Below are 26,322 nucleotides of genomic sequence, written 5' to 3'. Positions count from 1 at the left end.
GGAATTCCTAACCCCTTGGTCCTGATCGCCGCTTGGTGGAACCCCAGGAGGCGATCAGCCCTGCCAGGGCCGTCAGGCCGCCCGCCAGAAATCCGGGCCGACGCAAGAGGTTGACAGCGTCCCCGGTAGAGGTGGGCACATGGCTCATGGCGAAGGTGTAGACCTTATGGGATCCCGGCCGCCCCACCAATTGCCCGAACTCCAGGAGCTGGGTACGCGGATGATGCGGATGGCGGATGTCGAACTCGAAGAGCCGTGCCGCCCGCTTGCTGGGCACCGGACCGTAGGAGCCGAATCCGCACGTGGGCGTGGCCCCCAACGTCAGATCCCCGCTGCGTCCGACGAAGCCATTGCGATGGTCATGCCCTGCGAAGAGGGCGAAGTAGCCCCGGTTCCGGGTCAGCAGATCATACTCGCCGCTGTCCTCGTCAGGACAGGAGACGCCCTCGCCCAGGTATGAGCCCGGGCAGGTGCGCGATTCGTCCAGGATGTAGCAACGGGAGTCGAAGCTTCGATAGCCCTGGACCGCATAGGCTGTGGTGGCTGGCACCGGCTTGAGCAGATCATAGAACTGGGGGATGGGCATGTGCTGGAAGATTATGGACCGGTTGCCCAGAAGGTCGGGAGCAGCCGCCAGAAAGTCCAGGGCCTGGTCCGAAGGTGAACCGTAGCCGCCTGCTCGGGCATAGTCACCAGAGTCCAGAAGGACCAGTCCCATGACCACCCCGTTTCCGTCGCAATCCGCCACAGGCAGGGCGAAAGTACCCGGGGCGCAGACAAAGGCCGTCTGGGAGGGCAGGGCCGACCCGATCAGCGCATGGACCCGATCAGGATGGGCGACCGTAGCCTCCGGGTTCAGACAGCCAGGCACCTCCCGATAGATGGCATCCATCTGATCGGTATCCAGACCGCACTGAAAATCGTGGTTGCCATAGGTGGCGACGAAGGGAATCCCGCGTTCGACCAACGGGCCGGTGATCAGACCAACGGTTCTGCGGACCAGATCCTCGGTGTGCTTGATGTTCTGCTGACGTACACGCTCGGCATCCCTGCGGTCCGGTTCCCGACGGTCCGCGGCTGCTTGATCCTCCCGGGGCTTGGAGGATCGTTTCAGAGAGGCTCCCCCAAGTCCCAGTGCGCCGCCCATGCTCAGACCAGCCGAATAGATGCCGTCCAGAGGGGTGCTCCAACGTCTCTTACGGAAGGTGTGCTCGTATGCCGTGTCGTAACCGGCCACCTGGTTGCCCGAGAAGACCACCAGATCGGGCTTTGCCGCATCGCAAGCCGCGCCTATCAGCCTGATTGTGTCCGGAGAGACCTTGGGGCCCTCCTGGACGTCGGCCAGCTGCAGAAGTCTGAACTTGCCCGAGTAATGGAACTGAAGTCGCCCCAGCCGGGCCGAAACGGACAGCGGTCGATCGTGCTCTCCCTCGCCGCCTTGTGGGGAGACCTGATCCGCTTGGTAATGCTGACTCATACACCTAGCCTACTTCACCCGGCTTCGCTCCCAGGCCGATCTATGCAGCCCCCTTACGAATCGGGTTCAGGCCTCGGCGTCACAGCAGCAGGCTGGCACGTTGGATGTTAGCTTGACCACAGTGATTGCGACGACAGCCAGGACCGGGCCGACAATCTTCAGGGCTGGCCCCGGTCTTGGTATATTGGATACGTTGCGGTTCTTAACGAGATAGAGGGAGCGTACCTCCATGGCAGAAGGACAAGAGCTCCTGTTGCGCAAGGATCTTGAGCGGGTCGTTGACCGCCTGCACCAGGAACGTACCCATGTGGCCCCCTATCAGGAGGATTACCGTCGACTGCTGGACAACCACGGCAAGATGATTCGCGCCGCCATGGTGGTCCTCTTTGCCCGGTCCGGATCAGGGACCGGAGGGCAGCTGAACGACACCGTCATCACCGGCGCCGCCGCCATCGAGATGCTTCATCTGGCTACCTTGGTCCACGACGACGTTCTGGACAACGCCCCCATCCGCCGCAACAAGCCCACGGTCCACACCATGCGGGGCAACAAGGCCGCCATCTATCTGGGAGACCTGATCCTCTCCCGCTACATGGAGATCATGGCCTCCATCGCCCCTGACACAGCCTTTATCCGTGAGCAGGCCGGTACGGTCTGCGAGATTGTCGGCGGCGAGCTCTACCAAGAGTCCGACCGTCACCACACCCACATCACCATCGACGATTACAACCGAGCCATCTCGGGAAAAACCGCAGCCCTCTTCCGCCTGGCCTGCCTGACCGGGATCCGCCTTGATGGCCAGCCAACTGACCCGGCCTTGGAACGGACCGCCAGAGACTTCGGCGGCAATCTTGGCATGGCCTTCCAGATCATCGACGACATCAACGATTTCGATCTGAATCGTGACACAGGCAAGCCCAAGCTGGAGGACATTCGCGACGGAATCTACACTCTGCCGGTTCTACTGGGATTCCAGGAGGATGAGAACTTCAGAACTTTGGTCCAACAGGATGATCCCGACCTGGTGGTCGACTACCTCAGAGCCCACCCCCAGTTGATGGAGAGCAGTCGGCGAATCGCCAAGGACTATCTGCAACGAGCTGCGGGCGGTCTCGACGATTCCCCCATGTCTGAGGGCGTACGCAACTTGCTGCAGCGAATTGTGGCCAGGCTGTCCGCCCAGGTCTGAACGAATCGACGCGTCGGAACCAGCGCAACTTAACGAAAGCGAGTGATGCCAGCCTGGTATCAGCCACGAACCGAACATCCGTCACATCTGCCACTTCATGCTCGTCATTACTCTCTGTTCTTAAACCTCACCGCCGCTGGCTGCCTATGATGGCAAAACTAAGACAGCAAATCCCCCGTTCCGAACCATGCGGTCCGAAGCGGGGGATTTACCGAAGGGGAAGGAAGGGTTTGAAATCAGTCGACCATCAGGCCAAGGCTACCCTAGCCGGTGCGCCATGAACCTTGGCAGGCTGCGGCCCGTTGCCGTCATCCGGCTTGTAGAAGGGTCCTTGGTGCAGGGTCCTCCTGGTGTAGAAGACCATGACTCCGCCCAGGACCAGGAAGAGCAGGAAGTAGACAATGCAAGTGAAGAGCAGGTTCGGCACTGTACTGGTGGGTGAAACTCCATCGGCGATGGTCTGGAAACCATAGACCAGCCACGGATAGCGCCCAAGCTCAGTCACCAGCCAGCCGCTGGTCGTCGCAGCGAAGGGGGCGAAGGTGAAGATGCCCATGATCCAGAGCTTCCAACGTGTCGTGAAGAGCGTATTCTTCTTCTTGCGTGTGAACCAGAGCACCAATGCCGATATCAGGGCAAAGGCAAACCCGATCCCGACCATCAGGCGGAAGACCCAGAACAGGGTGGTGACTGGCACGTAGTAGTTCATGTCCTTGCCGTACTTGGCATCGTACTTCTCGTGCAGCTCCTTGTTGACGGTGTTCATGCCCTTGACAGCGCCGGTTTTCTTGCCGTAAGCCAGCTGCGACATGGCGCCGGGAATCTCGACGGAGCCCTCAAGCTTATGGTCCTTCTCATTGATCAGAGCCACGGCGTTCCAAGGGGCGGGATCGCCGGTATCCTCGTAGATGCCCTCGGTGGCGGCCAGCTTCATAGGCTGATCAGTCACGATGTACTTGCCCTGCAAATCACCGTAGGTGATCACGCAGATGGAGCCGATAAGCCCAAGCAGAGCAGCCAGACGGATGGACTTGGTGAACAGGTTGACCTTGGCCTGCTTCTCGGAGTCGGCCTCGACAGCGGCCACGGCCTTGTCCTTGTTCCCCATATGCATCCTCAGCAGGCTGAAAGCACTGCAGCCCATGACCACGAAGGCACCTGTGCAGACGGCGGCGAAGAAGACGTGGGGGAACTCGATCCACAGCTGAGGATTGGACATAACGTCGCCAAAGCTGCGCAGTCGCACATGGCCGGTGGCCTGGTTGATCTCGAAGCCGACCGGATGCTGCATGAAGCTGTTGGCAGCCAGAATCCAGATTGCCGACATGGAGGAACCCAGGAAGGTCAGCCAGATGAAGACCGCATGCACGGCCGGCTTGAACCTATTCCAGGTGAACATCCACACGCCGATGAAAGTTGATTCCAGGAAGAATGCCAGCAGGGCCTCGATGGCCAGGGGGGCGCCGAAGATGTCACCCATGAACCTGGAGTAATTGGACCAGTTCATGCCGAACTGGAACTCCTGGATGATGCCGGTGACCACGCCGACCGCGAAGGAGAGCAGGAAGATCTTGGACCAGAACATGGTCATCTTCTTGTAGACATCCTTCTTGGTCACCACATAGGTGGTCTCCATGATGGCGACCGCCAGGGCCAGACCGATGGTCATAGGGACATAGAAGAAGTGGAATATCGTCGTCATGGCGAACTGGAATCTAGACAATCCCAATACAGTGAACATCGTTCCTCCCAATCTCTGCAGGGTTCGTCGGGCGCGGGTACACGGGTCGAATCCGGACGGATTCAGATATGACCAGGCTTGTGCCCACAAGAACCTTTCAGCTCTCCCCGACTTCGCGGCCCGGTCGCTTCCACGGGCTCCGGTTTCCTTACCGTCCAGTCCATGAACCGACGGTGCACGGTGACCGGCCGGGAAGCCATCCGCCAGGATCGGCGACCCGACAACCGTGCAAAATTCATTGCTCGGGAAACAGCCTGATGGTCATTCAACAGGGTTCCGTCCATCTGAATCTGACTGCTTCTTTAAGTATATCCCTTGACCGGCACCCTTGTCCACGTCAGAGACGTCCATGCGATAAAGTTCACGGAAACGGGCGTTTTCATGGTACAGGTCAACAGGCCGACCCTGCATGGCTATATGACCATCCTGCATGAAAATGACCTGATCGGCCTCCTCCAGCCCCTGCAGGTGGTGGGTCACCCAAAGAAGGGTGCGATCCTGGCTGACCTTGAAGATCATGGCCATGAGCCGCCGCTCGGTTATGGGATCCAGACCGATGGTGGGTTCGTCCAGAAGGATGATCGGAGTGCGCTTGAGCACGATCCTGGCCAGGGCCAGACGCTGACGCTGTCCGCCTGAGAGACGGCCGCCGGCCTCATCCACCGGCGTGTCGATTCCCTGGGGCATGTCATCCACCACCTGATCCAGCTGTACAGCCTTCAAGGCCTGGCGAACCTGATCGTCATCGGCCTGGGGAGCGCCCAGTCGCACGTTGGAGGCGATGGTGGTGTTGAAGAGGAAGGCCTGCTGGTTCAGATAGCCAAAGAGTTGGGGACGCTGATCCTGTAAGGCATCGACCGGTATTCCATTGATCAGGATGCGGCCACTGGTAGGACGCAGGTCGCCCAGGAGCAGCTGAAGGACCGTCGTCTTGCCCTCGCCGCTGGGACCGAGCAGGGCCACCCGCTGCCCGCCTTCGATTCGCAGGCTGAAGTCGTCCAGCAGCAGGGGGTCATCGGGGCCGTAGGAGAAGCTGACATGGTCGAAGACGATTGACTTGATCGGCCCCTCCAACCTGGTCTGTGCACTCGGTTCGATTCGCCGGGACTCGACGCGCTCGGTCAGACCGTTCAGATGGTCCAGCGAGTCCGTGTAGAGGGGGACCTCAGCCACAGCCTGGGAGACCACGATGAAGCAATCGACCAGGGGGAAAACCGCCAGGACCACGGCTGCCGCAAAGTCAGCAATGGAGGTGGAGCTGGTCATACGCAAATCCGCCCCAACAATCAGAGCCACCACCATGAGGGCGAAAATCATCTGGATGCCGCAGTTGCGCCAGCGTTCGAAGCGCTTCTGCTCTCTACGGCCGGAGGCAATGTCGTTGAAATCACCGGAGGCTGTATCGACGAAACGCCGCCGACGGCGGGTGATCACCCAATCCCCCAGGCCCATGTAGCTCTCGGTCACTGCGGTGTACTGGTCCTGCCGCCGTGCCTTCTCCATGTCGTAACGCCCGTCTGAATAAGCCAGCGAGACCAGCGGGACCAGAATCAGAATCAGGGCGAAAAGCAGGAAGAGCAGGAGCGAGGTCAGCCAGGAGAAGACACCCACGGCGATGGTGACCACCACCCACATCATGTAGGCCACGACCGTGGGGAAGATGGTGCGCAGGTAGAAGTTCTCCAAATGGTCCAGGTCGTCCGAGAGCATGCCCAGGACCGTGCCTGTACGCTCATGCTCGTTCAGGAAGGCCGCATCCTGCGAGAGGGTGCGGTAGAGCTGAACACGCAACTTGGAAACCACTCGGAGCACCCAGTCATGGCTCTTGATGCGCTCCAGGTACTTGAATGTGGGCCGTCCAATACCGAAAGCCCTGGTCAGGACCACCGGCACATAAACGGCGAAGATGTTGAAGGGGTGGCGGGCCGACCTACTGATCAGGAAGCCCGAGGTGAACATCAGCCCGGCCGCGCATACGAAGGTGATGGTCCCCAGGAAGAAGATAAGAGTAAGCAGACCCTTGTCCTGACGCAGATAGGGCCAGAACCAATGGTCGCGGTGCCAGATATGCATATAGCCCGACAGTCCGCGGCCGCGGCGGGAGGCTTTGGACGATCCCATGCCGTCTCTTTCGGCGGTTTCAGTCCTACTGGTAGTCGGCAATCTGGTTCCCTCCCATCTCATCGATCAGCGCATCCAAGGGACCGCCCTGTCCAATCAGCTCATGCGGATCGCCCTGGGCCACAATTCGTCCATGTTCCAACATGATCACCCAGTCCATATTGGCCAGCCAGTGCAGCCGGTGGGTGGCCAGGACGACCAGATGTCCATCCATGATGGGCAGCAGGGTCTGTTTCAGGTCATATTCGGTCTCGATGTCCAGGTGAGCGGTGGGCTCGTCAAAGAACAGAATCTCGCGCGAAGGGTCCAGGATGCCCCTGGCCAGGGCGATTCGTTGGGCCTGACCGCCGCTGATGCCGCGGTTGCCCTCTCCGATTTGGGTGCCCAGACCGTCGGGCAATGTTTTCAGCCAGTCGGTCAGTCCAGCCCGATCGGCTGCACGGGCCACTTGGGCATCGTCTGCATCTTGGTTATAAAAACGGATGTTGTCGGATACGGTGCCATGGAAGATGAAGGGGTTCTGGGGAATGTAGCTGATGTGCCGCTGCCAGGCAGCCACATTGCAGTGCTCCAGCCGATGACCATCCAGGTCGATCGTGCCTGCCCTGGGCTGGTCAAAACCGGCCAGTAGATCCATCAGCGTGGACTTGCCGGCTCCCGAGCGACCGACAATGGCCACCTTGGAAAAACCGTGCAGGTTGAAGTCCAGACCACTCAGAGCCAGAGGCTGCTCCTCCGTAGTACCGTCGGACCCACTGATCTGTGAATCTACAGCAGCACCAACTACAGTCCCTTGCGACGTTTTGGAACCGGACTCAGCCGAAACCGATTTCTCATTGCCGTCATGAGCCTCGGATGCCTTGGACTTGCGGCTCTTCTTGCTGGTCTTTTGGCTCTCGGACTTGGCCATGGCATCCATCTGCGCCCCGGCTGAAGCATTGCTCTCCACCGGCTTGGGGCCAGGATAGGCGAAGTCGATTCCTTCCAGGCGCAGGTGACTGTCTTCCTTCCACCCGGACCAGTCCAGTTCCTCCAAGCGCTTGGGCTCTGGCTGGGCCAGCATGTCCGCGATGTCATCGAGGGCGTTCTTGCCGTTCAGCGTGGCGTGGAAATCATCGCCGAACTGGCGGATGGGCATGAAGTACTCAGGAGCAAGAATCAGGGCCAAGAGGGCTGGGAAGAGCTCCACCTTGGCATTGATCAGATTGTTGCCCAAAAAGACGGCCATGATGGCGATGGCCAAGGTGGCGAAGAAGTCCAAAGCAAAGGTGGAGGTCATGGCCACCCTGATAACGCTCATGGTCCTCTTGCGGAAGCGGTCCGAGACCGAATAGATCTCGTCCTCGTATTCCTTGTCAATGCCCAGCATCTTTAGGGTCGGAAGGCCCAGGACCGTATCCATGAACCTGGTGTTGAGCTTACGGAACTGAGCGTACTGCCGACTGGAGCGATCCCTGGCCGCCAGACCCAGAATGACCATGAAGAAGATGAGCAGGGGCAACATGAGCAGGAGGATGAGCCCGGAACCTGCATCCTGGGTCCAGACCACTACCAGGACAATCAGGGGAATGAAGATGAGGTCCATCATCTTTGGCAGGACCGTCAGCACGTAGGTGCGTACCTGATCAAGTCCATCCACCAACATGGTGACGGCAGAGCCCGTGCCACGCCGAGCCAGAGCCGAGGGCCCCAATGAGAAGACCTTGTCCTGAATACTGGGCCGCAGCTCAGCCACGATGGCATCGGCACGATCGGTAGCAATACGATCCTTGGCCACGTCGCAGAGCTGCCGGCAGGTGTAGGCGGCCAGAAAGATCAGCACCGGCACCACCAGCACCCCGAGGTGCTTAAGGCGCCAGATGCGCACCAGGGCCAGGGTCAACCCATAGGCCTGAACCACCACGCCTATTCCCTGGACCAGGGACAGTGCAGCCAGCAGGCCCAAGGTGGACCGGACTCCGTCGAAACGGAAGAGATTTTTGTCAATCAATGCATTATCCTCCGGATGCGCTCCGGTCCTGTCAGCACTGCCCCCCTGCCTCCTTGAATTTTCAGACGGTCTCAGCCACGGTGACCGAAGGTGCCACAGGCGAGGTCAGGTGGGCACCATCGGTGTCCAGCCGCTTACGCTGGATGAAGTAGCTCCAGATGAAGTAGGCCAGCATGATGGGCAGGAAGATGCAAAGCACCACGGTCATGATCTTCATGGTCAGCGGTGATGCCGAGGCATCCTGGATCAGCAGGTTGTGTGCCGGATCATCAGCGATCATCACCCGCGGGAAGAGCCCGTTGAAGATAAAGGCGATGATAGCCATCAGGGTGATGCCCGAGCAGGTGAAGGCGTAGCCGCCGCGCTTCTTGAAGACGGCAACGTGGCCTCCGATGACCGACGCCAGGATGATTACGGTAATCAGCCAGGTGGACAGCGGACGTGCCTTGTAGAAGTCGGTGTTGAAGATGGCCAGGAGCACGAAGACGATCAGGGCCGGATAGGCGATCCAGTAGGCCTTCTCGCTGACGTTGAGCATCCGACGGGAATCCATGACACCCATTTTCAGGCTCAGGAAGTGCAGGCCATGAACGAAGCTGAAGAAGACGACAGCAATGCCGCCGACCACGGACAGCCAGTTGAACACGTCGAAGAACCCGGGCCAGGCATCGCCGTTCTTATCCATGGGGATGCCCTGGATCAGGCTGGTCAGCATCATGCCCAGGAAGAATGGCGCAAAGAGGGAACCGATGAAGTTGGCCCACTGCCAGACACCGCGCTCACGGCTGGTCAGCGCGTGGGAGGCGAACTCGAATGAGACGCCACGCAGAATCAGGGAAACCAGTACCAGGAAGAGCAGGAGGTAATACCCCGAGAAGAGGGAGGCGTACCAGAGCGGGAAAGCGGCGAACATAGCGCCGCCGGCAGTGATCAGCCAGACCTCGTTGCCATCCCAGTGGGGGCCGATGGCCCTCATGAAAGTGGCGCGCTCATCACCGTCGCGGGCCACGAACCTGGTAGCCATGCCAACGCCGAAGTCGAACCCTTCAAGTAGAAGGAATCCCGCAAAAAGCAGGCCGATGACAAAGAACCACAAACCTTGTAGAAAACTCATGCTAATGCCACTCTCCTCTCGCTCCTGCCGATCCGCGCACGGGCACGGGGGCCTCCACCATCCCGGCGGAAGCCGCAGTCGATCACGGTTTCCGCCGGAATGAGGAGGAGCAGGAGGTAGTCAATGATGTCGATGAACGCAGGGCCGATGGCCACCGTGGCCCAGAACAATCCGATCCGATGCAGGAAGGGGACGAACATGTGCCGCATCCTCATGACCTGAAACATGTTCGTCCTCCTCTCCCTCGTCGTCTAGCCCCTTGCGTCCCTTGAGACGCTGGTTCAGTTGCTCTCCAACATGGTACGCACGTCGGCCAATTCCAGGACCGACCGCTCGTTTACGATCCACTTCAGGACCGAGACCGCCTTGCCCTTGAGCTTCAGCGTGCCCATACGGTCGATTTCGGCAACCCCGGCATGAGGACCGAGAGAGCACACGGTCCCTAGGCTTCGGAAGGTGAACCGCTGGGGCTCCTGCCCCCGCATTCTGGCGAGGACATTCGCGGCCGCGGTATCAGCCTGGGCCATCGAAATCTGCGCAGTGGTCGGGTAGAGCCGACCCGATTGGGGGTCGGGAACGGCACTGACATCACCCACCAGGAACTCCTCTGGATGCTGCTCGACCGACAGGTCATCCCTGACCACTACACGGTTACGCTTCTGATTATACCCGGAATCGGCAATAACATGGCTACCACGCACACCCGTTGTCCAAATGATCGTATGGGCCTTGAACTCCTGATCATTGGAGACCACGGCATCCTGCCTGACTTCGGTAATGGGGGTGGAGGTGTGGAAGTTGACTCCGCGCTTGCGCAGGTAATCCACAGCCCAGTCGACCAGGTCCTTGCTGAACATGGGCAGGATCTTGGGCGAGGCCTCAATGCAATCCACCTTGACCTGATCCATGGGGAAGCCCAGGCGCTTCGAGAGCTGAGGCAGACGGTAGACCAGTTCGCCCAGGTACTCGATGCTGGTGAAGCCAGCGCCGCAGACAACGATGCTCAGATCCAAGGGATCATGGCTGGTCTTGTAGCGGGCCAGCGTCTCTTCCAGCTTCTTACGTGCCGCCAAGGCGGTGTCCACGTCGACGAGCGGCCATCCATACTCATCGGCACCCTTGATGCCGAAGGTTTCGGACTCGAAGCCAAGGGCGTTGATCAGGTAATCATAGGACAGAGGATCGTGATGCTCCAGGCTGACCCGGCGGTTGTCCTGATCGATGCCGACCACCTTGTCGACAATCAGCTCCACCGAATCGGGCAGGGACTTGCGCAGGTCGAAGACCACGTCCGCCGGCTCCTTGGTTCCCGCCGCCACCTGGTGCAGCTGAGTGGACTCATAGTGGTACTCGTTCTTATTGACAAGGACTATATGGGCATCAGTCTTTGCATGAGCCAGCTTCTTGACCACGCGAAGACCCGCGTAACCAGCTCCCAACACCATGATTGTCGTCATAATCACACACCTTTACCGAAAAAATCGTACAATGATTCATATACCGGGTGATGTTGCCCGATCAGCCGATGATTGGGTTCATCACTCAAGCTTCTATGCTCAACGTATCAGATTCCATCATCGGAAACTCTGACATAACAGTCTGCCGGGCCTCCTCTTTTTGTTTGCTTGCTCACACCGTGAACAACTCTCGTGGACACCTCCGTCCGCCGCTTTGCAGGACAGAAGCATTCCTGTAATCCATGGTAATGCGTAAACAAGAAGAGCGGAACACCGTGTCGGCATTCCGCTCCTTGAGACCTTACGTCCCTACCGCTGGGGTACCTGGACTCGAACCAAGAATGGATGAACCAGAATCACCTGTGTTGCCAATTACACCATACCCCAATTGGCTGTGCGACAACCGCTTGGACAGTTGCCACATGTCGTACCCCCGACCGGATTTGGACCGGTGTTGGCGCCGTGAGAGGGCGTAGTCCTAGACCGCTAGACGACGGGGGCTTCACTTTTCGCCGCGTACGAACCCGGTTCAGCAGGTCAGTAGCACAACAAAAAAGAAATATACCCGCTTAGAGGTTTTGGCGCAAGTTGGCCATCCTTCGGAGTGTTGTGCCCTTGCCCAGAATCTCCAAGGACTCGAACAGGGGCGGCGAGACGCGCCTTCCCGAGACCGCCACCCTGACCGGCCCGAAGGCCAGTCGGGGCTTATAGCCTCCCTCATCCACCAGCGCCTGAGTGAGCAGGTCGTGCAGGTGATCGGTCCTCCAGTCCTGGTCTGACACATCCTGCAGGGCGGCAATAGCCAGGTCCAGGACCTGCCCGGCCGAGTCCTTGAGCTGTTTGCGGGCGTCCGACTCGGGTTCCAGGTACTCATCCTGGCTGAGCAGACTCCCCACCATGCCGGAGACCTCGCCCAGCAGGCGCACGCGAGGCTGGACCAGGGGGGCGGCAGCGCTCAGAATCCGCTGCTCCCTATCGCTCAGGTCCTGCCAGCGCTCGGCACTCACCAGCCCGTCGCGCTTGAGGTAGGGCAGGGAGCGATTCAGGAAGTCCTGCGGTTCCAGCATGCGGATGTGCTCGGCGTTGATGGCCACGGCCTTGTCGATGTCGAAGTGGGCGGGATTGGCCTTGACGTCGCGGATGTCGAAGTGCTCAACCATCTCATCCATGGAGAAGACATCCCGATCCGGGCCGATGGACCAGCCCAGCAGGGCCAGATAGTTGAGCAGGCCCTCGGGAATAAAGCCGTGCTCCCGGTGCAGGAAGAGGTTGGACTCCGGGTCACGTTTGGACAGCTTCTTCTTGCCCTGGCCCATGACGTAGGGCAGGTGCCCGAACAGGGGCATGGCTCGGGCTATGCCCAGCTTCATCAGGTACCGGTAGAGGACGATCTGCCGGGGGGTGGAGCTGAGCAGATCCTCGCCGCGCAGGACCACGTTGATGCGCATCAGGGCGTCATCCACCGGGTTGGTCAGAGTATAAAGGGGATCGCCGTTGGGGCGCACGATCACATAGTCGGGCACGGACCCGGCCTTGAACTCGATATGCCCGCGAATCAGGTCGTCAAAGGCGATGTCCTCGTCGGGCATGCGGATGCGCAGGGCTGGACGGCGGCCCTGATCACGGAAGGCCTGACGCTGTTCGTCACTCAGGTCGCGGTCGTAGCCGTCATAGCCGAAAGCGGCAGGACGGCCGGCGGCCAGGTTGCGCTCCTTGATCTCCTCAGCGGTGGAGTAGGACTCATAGGCGTAGCCGGCATCCAGAAGCTGCCGGGCCACATCGCGGTAGATATCGCCGCGCTCGGACTGCCGGTAGGGGCCGTCAGGGCCGCCGACCTCCACACCCTCATCCCAGTCCAGCCCCAGCCACTTGAGGGCCTCCAGAATCTGCTGGTAGCTCTCCTCGCTGTCGCGCTGGGCATCGGTGTCCTCGATGCGGAAGACGAAGGTACCATGCGAGTGCCGGGCCTGGGCCCAGTTGAAGAGTGCGGTTCGGACCATGCCCACATGCGGGGTGCCGGTCGGCGAAGGGCAGAAGCGGACCCTCAGGTTCTTGGGCAGGTCGGGTTTGGCGTCGTGATCATGCTCATCAGTCATGGTTCCCATTGTGCCCCGGCAAGGCGACGTAGACCAATTCAGAGCTGGAGCTGGTATCAGCCCCGCTGCTGCTCCTGCTGCCGGTCCTTGCTGTAGGTCTCCGGAATGAACCTGGTCTGGTCGTGCAGTTTGGACCAGATGACCACCCGGCCCTGCTCCAGGGAACGCGGCACGTCGATGATCCGCTGGTTGTCCGAGCCCCGGAACTGGAGCAGGCTGTTCTTCCGATTCTCCAAGTAGCGTCCATCCACCAGCACGTCAAGGTAGGAGATCAGCTGGGCCTTGTCCGGGGTCTCCCCCGGCCGGTTCAGCTCCTCCCAGGTGTAGCCGGTCCAGCACCAGATGTCCTTCTCATGACCAAACTCGCGCCGGATTCGCTCTGAAAGGCCGAGCAGCATGGGGGTGTTGAGCAGAGGCTCCCCGCCCAGGTAGGTGATGCCCTGCACGTAGGACAGCGACAGGTCCTTGATGATTTGGTCCTCAAGCTCCCGAGTATAGGGATGCCCGGCGCCGAAGTCCCAGATGGAAGCGTTGTAGCACCCCTGGCAGCGGAAGGGGCAGCCACTGACGTAGAGGGAGCAGCGGATCCCCTCGCCGTCGGTCATGACCAGACGCTTGTAGTCCGCCACGATTCCCCGACTGAGCCGGCGACCGTCCCACTGGCCGGCCTTGGGATTGTTGGTCAGCGCAGAGGGAACCCCCGGACCACGCCCCTGCTCATGAGCAGCGAAGTCACGGTGGCCACCCGTCTTCCTCATGGATCCCTGTTTGTCCGTCATCTGGTCCTCCTCATGACAATGGCGGGCCGCAAACTACCCGGCCCGCCATTAACTGCGTCTTGTCAGAGCCTATTCGGCCTTGTCGTCGAACCACTCCTTGGTGGATCCGTCCTTGAGGACCACGTGGCCGGTCTCACCCTCCATGTGCTTGACACGGTGGGCGATCTCCTCGTGCCTGCCGTGGACCATAGGCCGCTGGACGGGGTTGCCCAGGTAACCGCAGGTGCGCTTGGTCACGTTGCACTTATCAGGATCGTCGTTGCCGCACTCGGGGCACTTGAAGCCCTCCTCGGTGGGCTCGAAGTCACCCTCGTAGCCACAGACGAAGCAGTGATCGATGGGGGTGTTGGTGCCCAGGTAACCGATGCCGATGTCGTAGGCGTAGTCCCATACAGCCTCCAGGGCCTTGGGGTTCTGCTGCATGGAGGGGAACTCGCAGTAGTTGATGAATCCGCCCGAGGCCAGGTAGGGGAAGTCCCGCTCGTAGCTGAGCTTCTCCATGGGCGTGGGCCGCAGCCAGACGGGGTAGTGGAAGCTGTTGGTGTAGAAGTCGTGGTCGGTCACGCCGTCGACTACGCCGAACTTCTCCTTGTCCATCCGGGCGAAGCGGTCAGTCAAGGACTCGGCCGGGGTGGAGTAGACCGAGTAGTGGTATCCCTCAGCCTTCTCCCACTGCTTGCAGAGCTGATTCATCCGACGCACGATGCTCAGGGCGAATTCCTTGCCCTCCGGATCCCAGGAATGGTCCTTCATCCAGTCCTTGCCGTAGAAGACGCTGGTGGTCTCGTAGAGGCCGATGTAGCCAAGCGAAACAGTGGCGCGGCTGTTGCGGAAGAGAGTATCCACGCTGTCGGTCGGCTTCAGCCTGCCGAAGGCGCCGTACTGGTAGAGGGTGGGAGCGTTGATGGGCGTGGCCTGCTTGCAGCGCATGATGCGGAACTGCAGGGCGTGGTGGGCCACCTCCATGCGCTGGTCGAATATCTTCCAGAAGCGATCCTTGTCGCCGCGGGACTCAAGAGCGATGCGGGGGATGTTGACGGTGACGACACCCAGGTTCATGCGGCCGTCCTCCTCGTCCTCGCCCGTCTCGGGGTTGGTCCAGGCCTGCAGGAAGGAACGGCAGCCCATGGGGGCCTTGAAGGAGCCGGTGATCTTGATCAGGTTCTCGTAGAAGACCACGTCAGGGTACATACGCTTGGTCGAGCACTCCAGGGCCAGCTGCTTCATGTCGTAGTTGGGATCGCCCTCGTCCGCATTCAGACCGTGCTTGATGGTGAAGACCAGCTTGGGGAAGATGGCGGTGTGGCGGTCCTTGCCCAGTCCGCGGATACGAATCAGGAAGATGGCCCGCTGGATCTCCCGGGCGAACCAGGAGGTGCCCAGCCCGAAGCCCACGGTGACAAAGGGGGTCTGGCCGTTGGAGACACGGTTGGAGTTGATCTGGTACTCCATGGTCTGCATGGCATCGTAGATGTTCTTGCGGGTCAGGATCTTGGCATAGACCTGGCGCAGCCGAACAATCTGCGGAGCGTCCAGGTCGAAGGGGGCGTCCTCACCGATGGGAGCACGATCATCCAGGTGGAGCCAGTCAGCCTCCCGAGCCTTGAGGCCGCGGACGACATCCTTGGCCACGTCGATGGGCTCTTCGTCCGGCAGGACAGCCTCAGCCATGGAATAGTTCTTCTTGTAGTCCAGACGCGCGTACTTGTCCAGCATCTCGTCGCAACGGTTGACCGTCTGGCCGCCGTACTGAGAGCCGGCGATGTCCTTGATGATCTGGGTTATCTGCGTGGCGGCCGTGCCGATGGACTTGGGCGAGTCCATCATGGCGTTGCCCAGCTCGAAACCGTGGGCCAGCATGTCGCCGAAGTCAGGCAGGGAGCAGTTGGTCTCGGCCGTAAAAGGCGAGTAGTCCGCGTCGTGGAAGTGAATGTCACCCTTCATATGGGCATTGGAGACATCCTTGGGCAGCATGGCGAAGGCCGAAGCCTTGGATACCGCGCCGGCCAGCAGGTCGCGCTGAGTGGCGTAGACGTTGGCGTCCTTGTTGGCGTTCTCGCGCACCAGGGTCTCGTCCTTGCTGGTCAGACGGTGAACAGCCTCGTTGACATCCGTGGCCTTGGCCCGCTGAATGTCACGGTCGAGACGGTAGGAGGTATAGGAGCGAGCGATCTCGTAGAGGTGGGCATTGACCAGCGCGTGCTCGACCAGGGTCTGGATGTCCTCGATCTTGACCGGGTTGGTGTAGCGATCGGTAATCTCGGACTGAACGGTCAGAGCCATGCCCCGGATCTGCTGACGATCCTCAGGACTGACCTCGTGCTTGACGTCCTTGAAGGCAGCTTCGATGGCGTTCATGATGTTGACGGGATCAAAATCGACGATCCGGCCGTCGCGCTTCTCGACCAGAATGCCGTCGACAGCATCGCGATCCGAAATGCCACGCTCCTTCACGCTATCGGTCATGACCTCAGTATCCATCGTCACTCCTCATACGGTCGTCATACGGTTGCTCATGTGCTCTTGCTTTGGCGTTCCCGAATTCCATGCCGGGAACGGCGAATCACATGGATGTCATTCTTGATGACAAGACTCACTCTATCACGTCGTGACCACCATATGTAGTGCCTGAGGATGATTCGTTTCCTACATTTAGTTATTCCCGTGTTTTGTGAGCTGAGTCACAAATAGCGGGGTATGGACAAGGGCGGCAAATGGCCGAAAGGCCATTGAAAATCATTTACAGGGACAACACAGCCGCCCGACACGCACATAATTTGTCGAGCCCCAACCCCTGCATCAAACAGGAACAGACCTAAGCCAGCAAACCCCTTGGCACGAAGAGGGTTTGGGTGCGCAGACGGCGATCCACGCCCATGCCCTCCGGAGCCTGCCGCCCCGGCTCGATCATGGACAGGAGCATGTCAACGCCCTGGCGGCCCATGCGATCCACCTGTTGGGAGATGACCGACACCTGAGGACTGATCAGCTGAAAGACCTCCAGGTCGTCGAAGGAGACCAGGGGCACGCGTGAACGCAGATCGCCCTCCCACTCCATGGCGACGGCCTTGATGGCATCGGCCGAGTAGCCGAAGATGACGGCATCAACCTCCTGGCCGAGCAGATGGCGCATGGTCGCGGCCGCCCGGGGACGGTCCTCGAACCCCTGGCGGACCACCAACCCCGTCAACCCCTGACGGGCATCCACGCCGTCCAGGAAAGCCTGCTCGCGCTCGCGGAAGGTATAGGAGCGGTTCTCTGGGCCCGGGACGAAGGCCACTCGTCTGCTTCCCCTGGCTGCCAACGCGTCCAGGGCCGCCTCCATGCCGGGCACCGGGTCGGAATCCACCAGAGGGACGCCGGGCAGGGTCCGGTCGGGACGGTCCACGAAGACCACGGGGAATTCCCTTGCCAGCATGGTGCGCAGCATGGGCGACGTGGGCCCGTCAGGCACGACCAAAACGCCGTCCATATGTCGGGACAGAAGGATGCGGTAATAGTCCTCCTGCCTGCTGGCCTGGCAAGAGGACACTCCGATCAGTGGCGCATAGCCTGCCGAGTAGAGCTGGTCCTGAACCGCGTAGACCAGCTCGGAGAAGTAGGGGTTGCGGATGTCGGGGACCAGCAGGCCTACGGCATGCGAGCGCGAGGATCGCATGGAACGGGCCCGGCTGTCTGGGATGTAGCCCAGCTCCATGGCCGCCCTGCGGACCCTGTCCTTGGTGGGCGGGGAGATGCGCCCCTTGTCGTTGAGCGCCTGGGAGACCGTGGATACGGACATGCCCGCCTGCTTGGCCACATCACTGATGGTCACCGACATGGGAACCCTCCGTCGTACCCTACCGAAATCGGATGTCTTGCTCCGGACGAGACCGACAGCGGTCGGCCCGCACAGACCTCTCGTGAGTTTCCAGTATAAGGGCAAATGATGCAACCTTTCATCACGGCGAGGCAGGACCGTCTGGGTTGGACTAGAGTGGTCTTGTTCGCGCGGCTGGTGGCAGCAGCCGTGGCACACATCGCAGAATTCCATCGGTCAAGACCGTATCGGATCGTCGCGCGGGCTCCTCACCTTCCCGTAACGGCCCCGATGCGGATGGGCACCAGGGGTGCCGGAGAGGCAAGGTGACAGTGATGAGCATGTCGGAGAAAAGCGGCTTCAGGAGGATTCCCGGCCACAGACTGATCGTACGGGCGCTCGCTCTGACAGCGGCGCTCTGTATGGCAGCCACGAGCGTAGCCTGCGGGGCCAAGGGGGCAGGGAACAAGACCGGTGACGGCTCCAAGCTCTCCTTCATGCTGGACTGGACGCCCAACACCAATCATGTGGGCATCTACGTGGCCCGACATCTGGGCTACTTCGACAAGGCCGGCCTGAAGCTGACCATCCTGCCCACGGCCCAGGTAGGAGCCGAGACCTCCGTTCAGAACGGGGTCGCCGACGTAGGTTTCTCCAAGCTGAGCAACCTGGCCACCTTCAACTCCCAGGGGGCCGACCTGCGGCAGGTCTTCAACATAGGCCAGCATTCCGTGGCACGTTGGTGCTCGCTGGCCTCGCGCACCGACATCCAGACCCCCAAGGACTTCGACGGCAAGACCTTCGTCAGCTTCGGCTCGGCCGAACAGACGGCCGTGGTCAAGCAGATGATTCGCTATGCGGGCGGCAAGGGCGACTTCAAGCGGGTGACCAGCGGCACCAACACCTTCGCCACTTTGACCAGCGGCAAGGGCGACTTTGCTGGCTTCTACGCCAATTGGGAGGGCGTGGAGAGCGAGCTCAAGGGCCCGGCACTGCACTGCTTCACCCAGGCCGACTGGGGAGTGCCCGGCAACCCCGACCAGCTGGGCTTCGTGGTCAAGAATTCCTGGCTGCAGCAGGCCGGTCACCGCCGCGCCCTGACGGCATTCGTCAAGGCCTGCCTGAAGGGATACGACTACGCCCTGAATCATCCCGACCAGGCGGCGGACATCCTGGTCAAGGAGACCAAGGGATCGGCCATCGACCCGACCCTGGCCAAGCGCTCCATGGAGAGCATCGTCAAGGAGGGGTACTGGGTCGACAGTCCAGAGCAAAAGAGCATCAGCGGACTGATCAACGTCAAGGATGCCCAGGACTATCTGGACTTCCAGTTCAAGGCGGGCACCTACCGGGACGCCAAGAAGGGAGACCCCAACAAGGCCCCTCAGGCCAAGGACCTGTGGACCGATCGCTACGTTCGGGAAGCAGCCGGTCGATGAGGGTGCGGAAGCAGAGCGGAACCCGGGCGCTGCCTCCGACCATCACCCTGCTGGCGCTCCTGATCATCTGGGAGCTGGCTGCCCGCCTGGGCGGAGTCAGCGAACAGGTTCTGCCGGCGCCCAGCCGAATCCTGGCTGCCACTGTGCAATCCCGGGAGGACCTGCTGCCTGCCACCGCCATCACCGCCCTTGAGGGCCTTCTGGGCTTCCTCCTGGCCTCGGTCCTGGGAATAGTGATCGGCCTGGCCCTCTACAGTTGGCGCACCCTGCACGACGCCCTCTACCCCCTGATCGCAGGTGCACAGATGATACCGCTGATCACGATCGCTCCTCTGTTTGTGATCTGGTTCGGATTCGAGCCCCTGGGCAAGGTGGTCATCGTAGCCGTCTTCGCCCTCTTCCCTATAGTGGTCCAGACCTACCGGGGGCTCAAATCCGTGCCCCGCTTCTACCAGGATGTAGCGCTGAACTGCGGAGCGACTGAAACCTGGACGCTCTGGCATGTCAAACTGCGAGTGGCCGCCGGGCAGATCTTCGGCGGTCTGCGCATCAGCGCCGCCTATGTCTTCGCCACCGCGGCCACCTCGGAGTATCTGGGCGCCAGGAACGGTCTGGGCATATGGCTGCAATCGGCCTTCAACTCCTTTAGGACCCCGCTGATCTTCTCGGCCACCCTGGTCATCATCCTGCTGACCGCCCTTCTGCTGGGCCTGATCACCCTGACTGAACGGCTACTGCTGGGCGATGCCGGCGATAATCATATGGTCAATCCGGACGACGAGTGAAGAGTCCTGCAACAGCAATCAAATACCGAATCTGACAGACTGATCCGAGTAAGTGTGACGAGTCCCCCCATCCCCTGCACTATCAATGACTAGCAGATAGAAGAACCGGCCTGCCATAATAGGAATATACGGCAAAGTCAGATTCAGGATTATCAACAGAAGATGAGAGGGACGATATCCATGAGCCATCCAAATGATATGAACAACGGGAACCAGACCCCCAATGACCAAGGTTCGGCCGATCAGGGTTCGGCCAACGACTGGTCCCCGAAGGACCCCGGTGACGGAACCGGCTCAGGAACCACAGCCTACCTGAATCAGCCTCAACCAGGGCAATCCGGCTATGCACAGCCGGCTTCGGACCAGAGCGACATTTACCATCCGATCAGCGAAGCCCAAAGCCCTGCCGGCGATTACCACCGGGAACAGCCATACCAAGGGCAGCCATACGGTCAACAGCCACAGGGTCAACAGCCAGGCTACAGCCAGCAACAGCCCTATGGTCAACAGCCCAATGAACAGCAGTACTACGGACAGCAGCAGGCGCCTTACGGTCAGGGTCCGAATCCCGGCCAGTCCAACGGCCAGCCCAACGGTACAACCCCGCCGTCTGGCTATGCATCGGACAACTCTTATCAACCGCCTGAAGGTTGGTCGCAGGCAGGCTACCAATCGGGGTATCAGGCAGGCTACCAGCCCGGACCTCAGGTCCCGCAGTATCCGGCCTACCCCTATGCGGATGCCGGGTACAATGGCGAGCCGCCACTGAACGCACCCTGGTACGGCATTGACTTCGTAAATGCCTGCAAGCGTTTCTTCGTCAAATACACCGTCTTCTCCGGGAGGGCCTCCCGTGGGGAATTCTGGTGGGCTTTTCTGATGATCTTCCTCATCAACTGTGCGATCTCGATCATCACCTCAGGATCCACCTTTGTGGGACGGATCCTGTCCCTCCTGGTCACCATAGGACTTTTCATACCCAATCTGGCCGTGAGCGTACGGCGACTTCATGACACCAATATGTCCGGCTTCTGGATACTCCTGCCCTCCGTAAGCGAACTGGTGGGCAGCATCCCTGTGATTTTCGCCATCGTGGCTATTGCAGACGGACATCCAGGATCCTCGCTCTCCCTGCTCGGCTTGGGCGCATTGATCATGCTCGCCGGAACCGTCGCCGGAATCATTCTGCTGGCCAGGCCCAGCGATCCACGAGGAGCACGCTTCGATCGCTGAGTCCAATCTGCCCTTCGCCTTGACCGATGCCAAGGCGAAGGGCAGAAGGTCTTAAAGCTCCACAGGAGGCTTGTCGGGGTCTTCGGGCACATGGGCGAACTTGGCCTGCAGGGCTTCGCGGCTCTTGCGTTCGTCATCCTCCTTGGCCTTGCGCTTGGCTTCCTCGGGGTCCCAGAGCACCTCCTGACGATGGTGGTCCCACTCAGCACCCACCAGAGGAGCCAGCAGGTCGGCGAAAGCCTCAGGATCATCCAGTAATCCCAAGGCATGAACGACATCCGCGTCAGACAGGAAGGCCTGGGGAATGCCCAGCCGTTCGTTGAGCTCATTGACATAGACCAGAATTGGCGCGGCGGCCGCAACATGGTCAGAGTCGGCGCCTGCGCGTTGAAGCAGATCTCTGCAAATCTCCAGACTCGTAGCCAGGGCCTGGGCCACCCCCTCTTTGCTCAGTGGTGATTCGGGGGATTTGTTCTGCTCACCCAGGGACTGCTCGACCTCGGCCACGGCGGCAACCACATCCTGCTGCCGGGCCTGGTCCCAGCCGCTGCCCAAGGTTTCGGCCAAATCCGCAGGCGTCCTGGACTGGTCGCCCTGCGCCTGTGCAGCCGCCTCGATGGCATCGTTGGCCGCCATGAGTGCGTCCACCAAATCCTGGGGACGGCCAGGGATGTCCTCAGCACCCTCATAGACGTATTCAGCGTCGGGAATGGTCACATCCTCGCCCGTCATCAGTTGCGCCAGCACCATGCTGATGCGCACCTGCAGGTCCTCCGCATATTTGGCATCGTTGGCCATATGCTCGGCATTCGTCAAGGGCCAAAGGTCTACCAGCCTGGCCCCTTGTTCAGCTGCCTCAGCCACGGCGGGCCGTCCGGCTATCACCTTCGCGCTTGCCTGTACATCCACCATGATCATCACGCTCCTTCATCGGGTTCTCGGACAGTCATCCACGACAGTATCCTCAGTCATCCTAGGCCGTGCGAGCGGTCTTTACACGCCTGCCGCCGGGTCCGCGTAGGTGATTCCCAGCACTTTGCCGGTTTCACAATCCAAGGTAATGGAGGTCACCGAGGCCAGGGCGGTGGCCCGAAGGAGCATATTGTGCTCGGGGTGGCCGGTCTCCAAGAGATGACGATACGACCAGATGGGCGACTCATGCGAGACGGCCAGGACCTGTGCATCAGGATGGCTGCGAACCACCTGCCGGACGAAATCCCCCACTCGCCGGGCAATCTGCCGATAGGACTCCCCCCAGCTGGGACGGCGCAGGTCCAGGATCAGCCGCAGGTTGGAGGGTCGCCAGAGGGCCCCCTGCCCGTGACCGATGCGCTTACCGCGAAATTCGTTACCGGCCTCGATCAGACGACGATCGTAAATAGGCTCCAATGGTTTCAAGCCATGATGGACACGAGCGGGGTTGATCTGCTCAAGCAGGATGGCCGTGGTCTCCCGGGTTCTGTCCAGCGGAGAGGAGTAAACGGCTTCCAGATCGCGCATGCCGGGAGCCTCGGCCATAAAGCGGGCCGTGGCCTCGACCATGGCCCTGCCTCTGTCGGACAGATGGAATCCAGGCAATCGCTCATAGAGAATATGATCGGGATTATCAACCTGGCCATGACGGACGAAATGAATGGTCGTCGCAGGCACGACCCACCTCCCAAACTCCCCGACGGGCCCCATAAGTGACCATGGCGGAGGGTAGAATTATCAGTATCCGAATGGCACCCATCGGGTGCCGATATGGTTACCACTGTAGCAGTTCCCCCAGCAGCCCCACATCCCTTCATGGCCCTGGAAGGTCCGGCGGAAAACATGCTTCGGGACCGTGAAAACACCCAAGGAAAGCGAGACGAACAGCCCATGCCACGGCAATTGAAGGCGGCTTTGATCGAAGCCGGTCACAGGGTCTTCGGAGGTTACTCGGCGCTCCTGCGGCTGCCGCACACGGCGCGGTTCGCCGTGGGGTCGGTCATCGCCTCCATGCCCTTCCCCATGGTGGGCATGACCATCACCATCTCGGTGCAGCACTACTACGGCAGCTATTCCCTGGCCGGCGCCCTGACCGCCATCCAGGCCGTGGCCCTGGCCCTGGTCAGCCCCATGCTGGGCAAGTTGGTCGACAAGTTCGGCCAGAGGCAGGTCTCCATCCCCACGGTTCTGGTCTGGATTGTGGCCGCCACGGTCCTGATTACGGCCATCACCGCCCACGCTCCCACCTGGGTGCTCTACCTGGTCACCCCCTTCATGGCGGCCATTCCCCCCTGGGGAGCCATGAGCCGGAGCCGGTGGACGCATCTGCTGCGCGGTGACCACCGAGCCACCAACCAGGCCCTGTCCCTGTCAGGGGTCTTCGACGAGGCCATGTGGGTGATCGGCAACCCACTGGCTTCCATCCTGGCGGTCATTTCTGGGGTGTTGGCCTTCTCCTTCACCGGAATCTGCGTGGTGGTGGGAGCCTTGATGTTCCTCTCCTGCCGAGAGACCGAGCCGCCCTCGCAGACGGACATGGCCCGCGCCCAGGGCATCACCCGCAAAGAGTACCGGGAGCGTCAGGCTCAGCAGGTGGCACGTCTGCGGGACCAAGAGGGCGGGAACGGCCGTAGCGGCGCCTTCTGGAGTGCCGGCATGATTGCCGTCTGCGCCACCTGGTTCGGCCTGGGAGCCTTCCAGAGCGCGGCGTCCATTTCCATCATCGCCTTCGCCACCGAGCAAGGAATGAAACAGATGACCGGGTTCGTCTTCGCCTGCTTCTCCTTCAGCTCCCTGGTCGGCGCCCTGCTCTACGGGGCCAAGAACTGGACCATTCCACTCTGGAAGCGCTTCTACTTCTGCCTTCTGGTGGTCAACCTGGGCATCGGAACCTTCATGTTCGCCAGGAATCTGTGGACCATCATGGTCATCTACCTGATCATCGGCGTCTGCCAGGCACCTACCTGGATCAACGGCAACCAGCTCATGCTCCACCTGGTGCCGCCCATCCGCTTCACCGAAGGCATGGCTTGGCTGAGCGCCATGAATTCAATCGGGTCTTCGGCCGGTTCAGCTGTGGCCGGGCAGTTCATCGACCGTTACGGATCCCAGGGCGGATTCGGGGTGGTCACTACTCTGGCTCTGGCTTCGCTGGCCATCGCCTTTGTAGGCTTCCGCCAGATCCGCAACAGCACCGAGGAGCCCATTCTGACCGAGCTGTCCGCCTAAGACCGTAACGTAAGGCTTTTGCGCACAAGCGGCTCCCGGTACCCCGACAGCGCAGGAGGAATGGTTGAATGGGCTACCGTGCGTAGATTAATCGGACAGCTGCTCAAGTTCGGCATCGTGGGCATCATCGCCTTCCTGATCGACATCGGCATCATGAACCTGCTGATCATGGGGCCGCACCTGAACAATGTCCTGGCAGGAGCCATCTCCTTCCTGATCTCACTGGTCTTCAACTACCTGGCCAGCATGCGCTACGTCTTCAAGCACCGGGAGGACATGGCCCGGTGGATGGAGATGACAGTTTTCCTGGTCTCCTCAGTCATCGGTCTGGGAATCAACGAGGTGATCCTATGGATGGGCACTGCGATGCTGCCACCGGATGCCATCACCACCATGCATGCCCGATACCTGCTCTACGCCAACATCGCCAAGATCACAGCCACCGTGGTGGTGGCCATCTGGAACTTCCTGATCCGTAAGTGGCTGCTGGACGCACCAACCCCCGGCAAGCCGGTCAACCCGCGTTCGGTTGCCCACCGTTTGGGTGCCTGGTCCCTAAGTCATCGCCCCTTCGGCTGGCGCTGAACCAGCCCGTCCGGTCGAGGCTACTATGGGACGGGAATAGTCAGCCATCCGCCGGGCGGACCGAATCATCCTGATTGGTCATGCCGGACGGACCGGAAAGGAAGCACCATGCCCGTTATCCACACTCACGTAAGCACACCCCTTACCGCCGAACAGCGCGAGCGGATCAAAACCGCCTACGGCAAGGCCATCACCGCTGTCCCCGGCAAGTCCGAGGGCTGGCTCATGTGCCCCTTCGAGTCGGACATGCCCATCTACTTCGGTGGTGATGACAGCAAGCCCGCAGCCTATGTCGAAGTCAACGTCTTCGGCAGCGACGTCCCCAAGTCCGCCTGGGAAAGCCTGACCAAGACCATCATGGACACGCTGGAATCTGAACTGTCCATCCCTAAGGACCGCACCTATATTCGCTACACGGCCACTACTGACTGGGGTTGGAACGGCGGAAACTTCTAAGCGAGCAATCCCCAAGGACACAAAGGAAGCCTTCCCGCGCATATATTCGCTGCGGGAAGGCCTCCTGCTTAAGCCCAGATCCTTATTTCAAAGAATCCTCATGGAATAGGTCGTATTGCTACTCGGCGACGACCTTGACCGTGAAAGCGGCCGAGATCTCGGGGTGCAGGGCCACGGTGGCCGGGAACTCGCCAGTGGTCTTGATGGTCTCCACGGAGATGGCGCGGGGATCCACGTCGGCCAGGGGGCGAAGGGCCTGGGCGATGGCATCATTGGAGATGCCGCCGAAGAGCTTGCCCGAATCGGACACCTTGGCTGCGATCTCGACGGTCTGCCCATCAATGGCGGTCTTGGCGGCCACGGCATCCTCACGGGTGGCCATGGACTTGGCGCGACGGGCCCGCTGCAGGGACTCGATCTGCGCGGCGGCGCCCTTGGACCAGGCGAAAGCCAGTCCCTGGGGAATCAGGAAGTTGCGCGCATAGCCGGGCTTGACTGCGACGACGTCGCCCTTGTGACCCAGATCGGTCACGGTATCGGTCAGAATAACCTTGGTTTCCTTTGCCATAATCCTGACCTCCCTCAGCGACCGTTGGTGGCGTAGGGCAGCAGGGCCATCTCACGGGCGTTCTTGATCGCCTTGGAGATCTCGCGCTGCTCCTGGACGGTGACGCCGGTGATGCGGCGGGAACGGATCTTGCCGCGGTCAGAGATGAACTTGCGCAGCAGAGCCACGTCCTTGTAATCGATGGTATGAATCTTGGCGGCCCTCAGAGGATTCGGCTTCTTCTTGAAGGGCTTGACCGGCGGTTGCGGCCTTTTACGTGACATTGGTACTCCTTAAATGAATGATGACGCTA

The 26,322-nt window shown here is 60.6% G+C and carries 22 protein-coding genes and 2 tRNA genes; 7 read left to right on the top strand and 17 right to left on the bottom strand.

Annotated elements, in window-relative coordinates; all coding sequences use genetic code 11:
* Positions 1–7 precede the first annotated feature (7 nt).
* On the bottom strand, positions 8–1,477 hold the full coding sequence (locus H3S97_RS06940; RefSeq protein WP_198178675.1) for a metallophosphoesterase family protein: 1,470 nt from the start codon (positions 1,475–1,477) through the stop codon (positions 8–10).
* A gap of 229 nt (positions 1,478–1,706) precedes the next feature.
* Here H3S97_RS06940 and H3S97_RS06935 point away from each other — a divergent pair, with 229 nt between their 5' ends.
* Complete coding sequence (locus H3S97_RS06935) at positions 1,707–2,666, top strand: polyprenyl synthetase family protein (RefSeq protein ID WP_198187556.1); 960 nt, start codon at positions 1,707–1,709, stop codon at positions 2,664–2,666.
* A gap of 247 nt (positions 2,667–2,913) precedes the next feature.
* On the opposite strand, the gene H3S97_RS06930 is transcribed toward H3S97_RS06935, so the two are convergent.
* The 12 genes from H3S97_RS06930 to H3S97_RS06875 all read right to left on the bottom strand — a co-directional run bounded on the left by H3S97_RS06930 (position 2,914) and on the right by H3S97_RS06875 (position 17,784).
* Entirely contained in the window at positions 2,914–4,407 is a 1,494-nt protein-coding gene (locus tag H3S97_RS06930; RefSeq protein WP_198183659.1) for a cytochrome ubiquinol oxidase subunit I, read from the bottom strand.
* 261 nt (positions 4,408–4,668) lie between these two features.
* Positions 4,669–6,528, bottom strand: coding sequence for a thiol reductant ABC exporter subunit CydC (gene cydC, locus H3S97_RS06925; RefSeq protein WP_198220087.1), 1,860 nt, complete (start codon positions 6,526–6,528; stop codon positions 4,669–4,671).
* Between the two features lie 25 nt (positions 6,529–6,553).
* Positions 6,554–8,518, bottom strand: coding sequence for an ABC transporter ATP-binding protein/permease (locus tag H3S97_RS06920; RefSeq protein WP_232340513.1), 1,965 nt, complete (start codon positions 8,516–8,518; stop codon positions 6,554–6,556).
* 61 nt (positions 8,519–8,579) lie between these two features.
* The gene (cydB, locus tag H3S97_RS06915) at positions 8,580–9,632 is read right to left on the bottom strand and encodes a cytochrome d ubiquinol oxidase subunit II (RefSeq protein ID WP_198176868.1); all 1,053 of its coding nucleotides are present in this window, start codon (positions 9,630–9,632) and stop codon (positions 8,580–8,582) included.
* Positions 9,629–9,859, bottom strand: a complete 231-nt coding sequence (locus H3S97_RS06910; protein ID WP_198220086.1) for a hypothetical protein — start codon at positions 9,857–9,859, stop codon at positions 9,629–9,631. The genes cydB and H3S97_RS06910 overlap by 4 nt, the downstream gene beginning before the upstream one ends.
* Before the next feature lie 54 nt (positions 9,860–9,913).
* A complete protein-coding gene (locus tag H3S97_RS06905) occupies positions 9,914–11,089 on the bottom strand; it encodes an NAD(P)/FAD-dependent oxidoreductase (protein WP_198187559.1) in 1,176 nt (391 codons plus the stop codon).
* A gap of 315 nt (positions 11,090–11,404) precedes the next feature.
* Positions 11,405–11,476 (bottom strand) — tRNA-Gln (locus H3S97_RS06900).
* A gap of 41 nt (positions 11,477–11,517) precedes the next feature.
* Positions 11,518–11,590, bottom strand: a tRNA-Glu gene (locus H3S97_RS06895).
* A 68-nt stretch (positions 11,591–11,658) separates the two neighbouring features.
* Complete coding sequence (gltX, locus tag H3S97_RS06890; RefSeq protein WP_198220085.1) at positions 11,659–13,185, bottom strand: glutamate--tRNA ligase; 1,527 nt, start codon at positions 13,183–13,185, stop codon at positions 11,659–11,661.
* Positions 13,186–13,241: 56 nt separating this feature from the next.
* Positions 13,242–13,964 carry an anaerobic ribonucleoside-triphosphate reductase activating protein gene (gene nrdG, locus H3S97_RS06885; protein ID WP_198220084.1) on the bottom strand — a complete coding sequence of 241 codons (723 nt, stop codon included), beginning with the start codon at positions 13,962–13,964 and terminating at the stop codon, positions 13,242–13,244.
* 69 nt (positions 13,965–14,033) lie between these two features.
* Positions 14,034–16,430 carry an anaerobic ribonucleoside-triphosphate reductase gene (nrdD, locus tag H3S97_RS06880; protein WP_232356353.1) on the bottom strand — a complete coding sequence of 799 codons (2,397 nt, stop codon included), beginning with the start codon at positions 16,428–16,430 and terminating at the stop codon, positions 14,034–14,036.
* Between the two features lie 349 nt (positions 16,431–16,779).
* A complete protein-coding gene (locus H3S97_RS06875; protein WP_198220082.1) occupies positions 16,780–17,784 on the bottom strand; it encodes a LacI family DNA-binding transcriptional regulator in 1,005 nt (334 codons plus the stop codon).
* Positions 17,785–18,185: 401 nt separating this feature from the next.
* Between H3S97_RS06875 and H3S97_RS06870 the strand changes: the two genes are divergently transcribed.
* The 3 genes from H3S97_RS06870 (at position 18,186) to H3S97_RS06860 (ending at position 21,220) form a co-directional block, all read left to right on the top strand.
* The gene (locus H3S97_RS06870; protein WP_232356352.1) at positions 18,186–19,202 is read left to right on the top strand and encodes an ABC transporter substrate-binding protein; all 1,017 of its coding nucleotides are present in this window, start codon (positions 18,186–18,188) and stop codon (positions 19,200–19,202) included.
* A complete protein-coding gene (locus H3S97_RS06865) occupies positions 19,199–19,987 on the top strand; it encodes an ABC transporter permease (protein ID WP_198220080.1) in 789 nt (262 codons plus the stop codon). The genes H3S97_RS06870 and H3S97_RS06865 overlap by 4 nt, the downstream gene beginning before the upstream one ends.
* Before the next feature lie 180 nt (positions 19,988–20,167).
* A complete protein-coding gene (locus H3S97_RS06860; protein WP_198220079.1) occupies positions 20,168–21,220 on the top strand; it encodes a DUF805 domain-containing protein in 1,053 nt (350 codons plus the stop codon).
* A 51-nt stretch (positions 21,221–21,271) separates the two neighbouring features.
* Here H3S97_RS06860 and H3S97_RS06855 read toward each other — a convergent pair whose 3' ends face one another.
* On the bottom strand, positions 21,272–22,132 hold the full coding sequence (locus H3S97_RS06855) for a hypothetical protein (protein WP_232356351.1): 861 nt from the start codon (positions 22,130–22,132) through the stop codon (positions 21,272–21,274).
* An 81-nt stretch (positions 22,133–22,213) separates the two neighbouring features.
* The gene (locus H3S97_RS06850; RefSeq protein ID WP_198220077.1) at positions 22,214–22,870 is read right to left on the bottom strand and encodes a histidine phosphatase family protein; all 657 of its coding nucleotides are present in this window, start codon (positions 22,868–22,870) and stop codon (positions 22,214–22,216) included.
* A gap of 213 nt (positions 22,871–23,083) precedes the next feature.
* On the opposite strand from H3S97_RS06850, the gene H3S97_RS06845 reads away from it, so the two are divergent.
* The 3 genes from H3S97_RS06845 (at position 23,084) to H3S97_RS06835 (ending at position 25,462) form a co-directional block, all read left to right on the top strand.
* The gene (locus H3S97_RS06845) at positions 23,084–24,421 is read left to right on the top strand and encodes an MFS transporter (RefSeq protein WP_198220076.1); all 1,338 of its coding nucleotides are present in this window, start codon (positions 23,084–23,086) and stop codon (positions 24,419–24,421) included.
* Positions 24,422–24,499: 78 nt separating this feature from the next.
* Positions 24,500–25,006: a GtrA family protein gene (locus tag H3S97_RS06840; RefSeq protein ID WP_198220123.1), complete on the top strand. Its 507-nt coding sequence runs from the start codon at positions 24,500–24,502 to the stop codon at positions 25,004–25,006.
* Between the two features lie 108 nt (positions 25,007–25,114).
* A complete protein-coding gene (locus H3S97_RS06835; protein WP_045934997.1) occupies positions 25,115–25,462 on the top strand; it encodes a phenylpyruvate tautomerase MIF-related protein in 348 nt (115 codons plus the stop codon).
* A 118-nt stretch (positions 25,463–25,580) separates the two neighbouring features.
* Here the strand turns inward: H3S97_RS06835 and rplI are convergent, their stop codons facing one another.
* Together rplI and rpsR are read right to left on the bottom strand one after the other, a co-directional pair.
* Positions 25,581–26,030, bottom strand: coding sequence for a 50S ribosomal protein L9 (gene rplI / locus H3S97_RS06830; RefSeq protein WP_045934996.1), 450 nt, complete (start codon positions 26,028–26,030; stop codon positions 25,581–25,583).
* 14 nt (positions 26,031–26,044) lie between these two features.
* The gene (gene rpsR / locus H3S97_RS06825; RefSeq protein ID WP_015021310.1) at positions 26,045–26,293 is read right to left on the bottom strand and encodes a 30S ribosomal protein S18; all 249 of its coding nucleotides are present in this window, start codon (positions 26,291–26,293) and stop codon (positions 26,045–26,047) included.
* Positions 26,294–26,322: the final 29 nt, after the last annotated feature.

This window comes from Bifidobacterium choladohabitans (assembly GCF_016102005.1).
Lineage (GTDB): Bacteria > Actinomycetota > Actinomycetes > Actinomycetales > Bifidobacteriaceae > Bombiscardovia > Bombiscardovia choladohabitans.
The sequence above is the reverse complement of the archived record's forward strand: the minus strand, read 5'-3'. Positions and strand labels throughout refer to the sequence as shown.

What these genes read in the sequence shown, in the direction of transcription:
- gltX (WP_198220085.1), bottom strand. Translation starts at nt 13,185, where the DNA reads ATGACTGATGAGCATGATCACGACGCCAAACCCGACCTGCCCAAGAAC.
- H3S97_RS06940 (WP_198178675.1), bottom strand. Translation starts at nt 1,477, where the DNA reads ATGAGTCAGCATTACCAAGCGGATCAGGTCTCCCCACAAGGCGGCGAG.
- H3S97_RS06845 (WP_198220076.1), top strand. Translation starts at nt 23,084, where the DNA reads ATGCCACGGCAATTGAAGGCGGCTTTGATCGAAGCCGGTCACAGGGTC.
- H3S97_RS06860 (WP_198220079.1), top strand. Translation starts at nt 20,168, where the DNA reads ATGAGCCATCCAAATGATATGAACAACGGGAACCAGACCCCCAATGAC.
- H3S97_RS06875 (WP_198220082.1), bottom strand. Translation starts at nt 17,784, where the DNA reads ATGTCGGTGACCATCAGTGATGTGGCCAAGCAGGCGGGCATGTCCGTA.
- rpsR (WP_015021310.1), bottom strand. Translation starts at nt 26,293, where the DNA reads ATGTCACGTAAAAGGCCGCAACCGCCGGTCAAGCCCTTCAAGAAGAAG.
- H3S97_RS06865 (WP_198220080.1), top strand. Translation starts at nt 19,199, where the DNA reads ATGAGGGTGCGGAAGCAGAGCGGAACCCGGGCGCTGCCTCCGACCATC.
- nrdD (WP_232356353.1), bottom strand. Translation starts at nt 16,430, where the DNA reads ATGACCGATAGCGTGAAGGAGCGTGGCATTTCGGATCGCGATGCTGTC.
- H3S97_RS06855 (WP_232356351.1), bottom strand. Translation starts at nt 22,132, where the DNA reads ATGGTGGATGTACAGGCAAGCGCGAAGGTGATAGCCGGACGGCCCGCC.
- H3S97_RS06870 (WP_232356352.1), top strand. Translation starts at nt 18,186, where the DNA reads ATGGCAGCCACGAGCGTAGCCTGCGGGGCCAAGGGGGCAGGGAACAAG.
- H3S97_RS06910 (WP_198220086.1), bottom strand. Translation starts at nt 9,859, where the DNA reads ATGTTTCAGGTCATGAGGATGCGGCACATGTTCGTCCCCTTCCTGCAT.
- H3S97_RS06905 (WP_198187559.1), bottom strand. Translation starts at nt 11,089, where the DNA reads ATGACGACAATCATGGTGTTGGGAGCTGGTTACGCGGGTCTTCGCGTG.
- H3S97_RS06935 (WP_198187556.1), top strand. Translation starts at nt 1,707, where the DNA reads ATGGCAGAAGGACAAGAGCTCCTGTTGCGCAAGGATCTTGAGCGGGTC.
- H3S97_RS06835 (WP_045934997.1), top strand. Translation starts at nt 25,115, where the DNA reads ATGCCCGTTATCCACACTCACGTAAGCACACCCCTTACCGCCGAACAG.
- cydC (WP_198220087.1), bottom strand. Translation starts at nt 6,528, where the DNA reads ATGGGATCGTCCAAAGCCTCCCGCCGCGGCCGCGGACTGTCGGGCTAT.
- nrdG (WP_198220084.1), bottom strand. Translation starts at nt 13,964, where the DNA reads ATGACGGACAAACAGGGATCCATGAGGAAGACGGGTGGCCACCGTGAC.
- H3S97_RS06930 (WP_198183659.1), bottom strand. Translation starts at nt 4,407, where the DNA reads ATGTTCACTGTATTGGGATTGTCTAGATTCCAGTTCGCCATGACGACG.
- rplI (WP_045934996.1), bottom strand. Translation starts at nt 26,030, where the DNA reads ATGGCAAAGGAAACCAAGGTTATTCTGACCGATACCGTGACCGATCTG.
- cydB (WP_198176868.1), bottom strand. Translation starts at nt 9,632, where the DNA reads ATGAGTTTTCTACAAGGTTTGTGGTTCTTTGTCATCGGCCTGCTTTTT.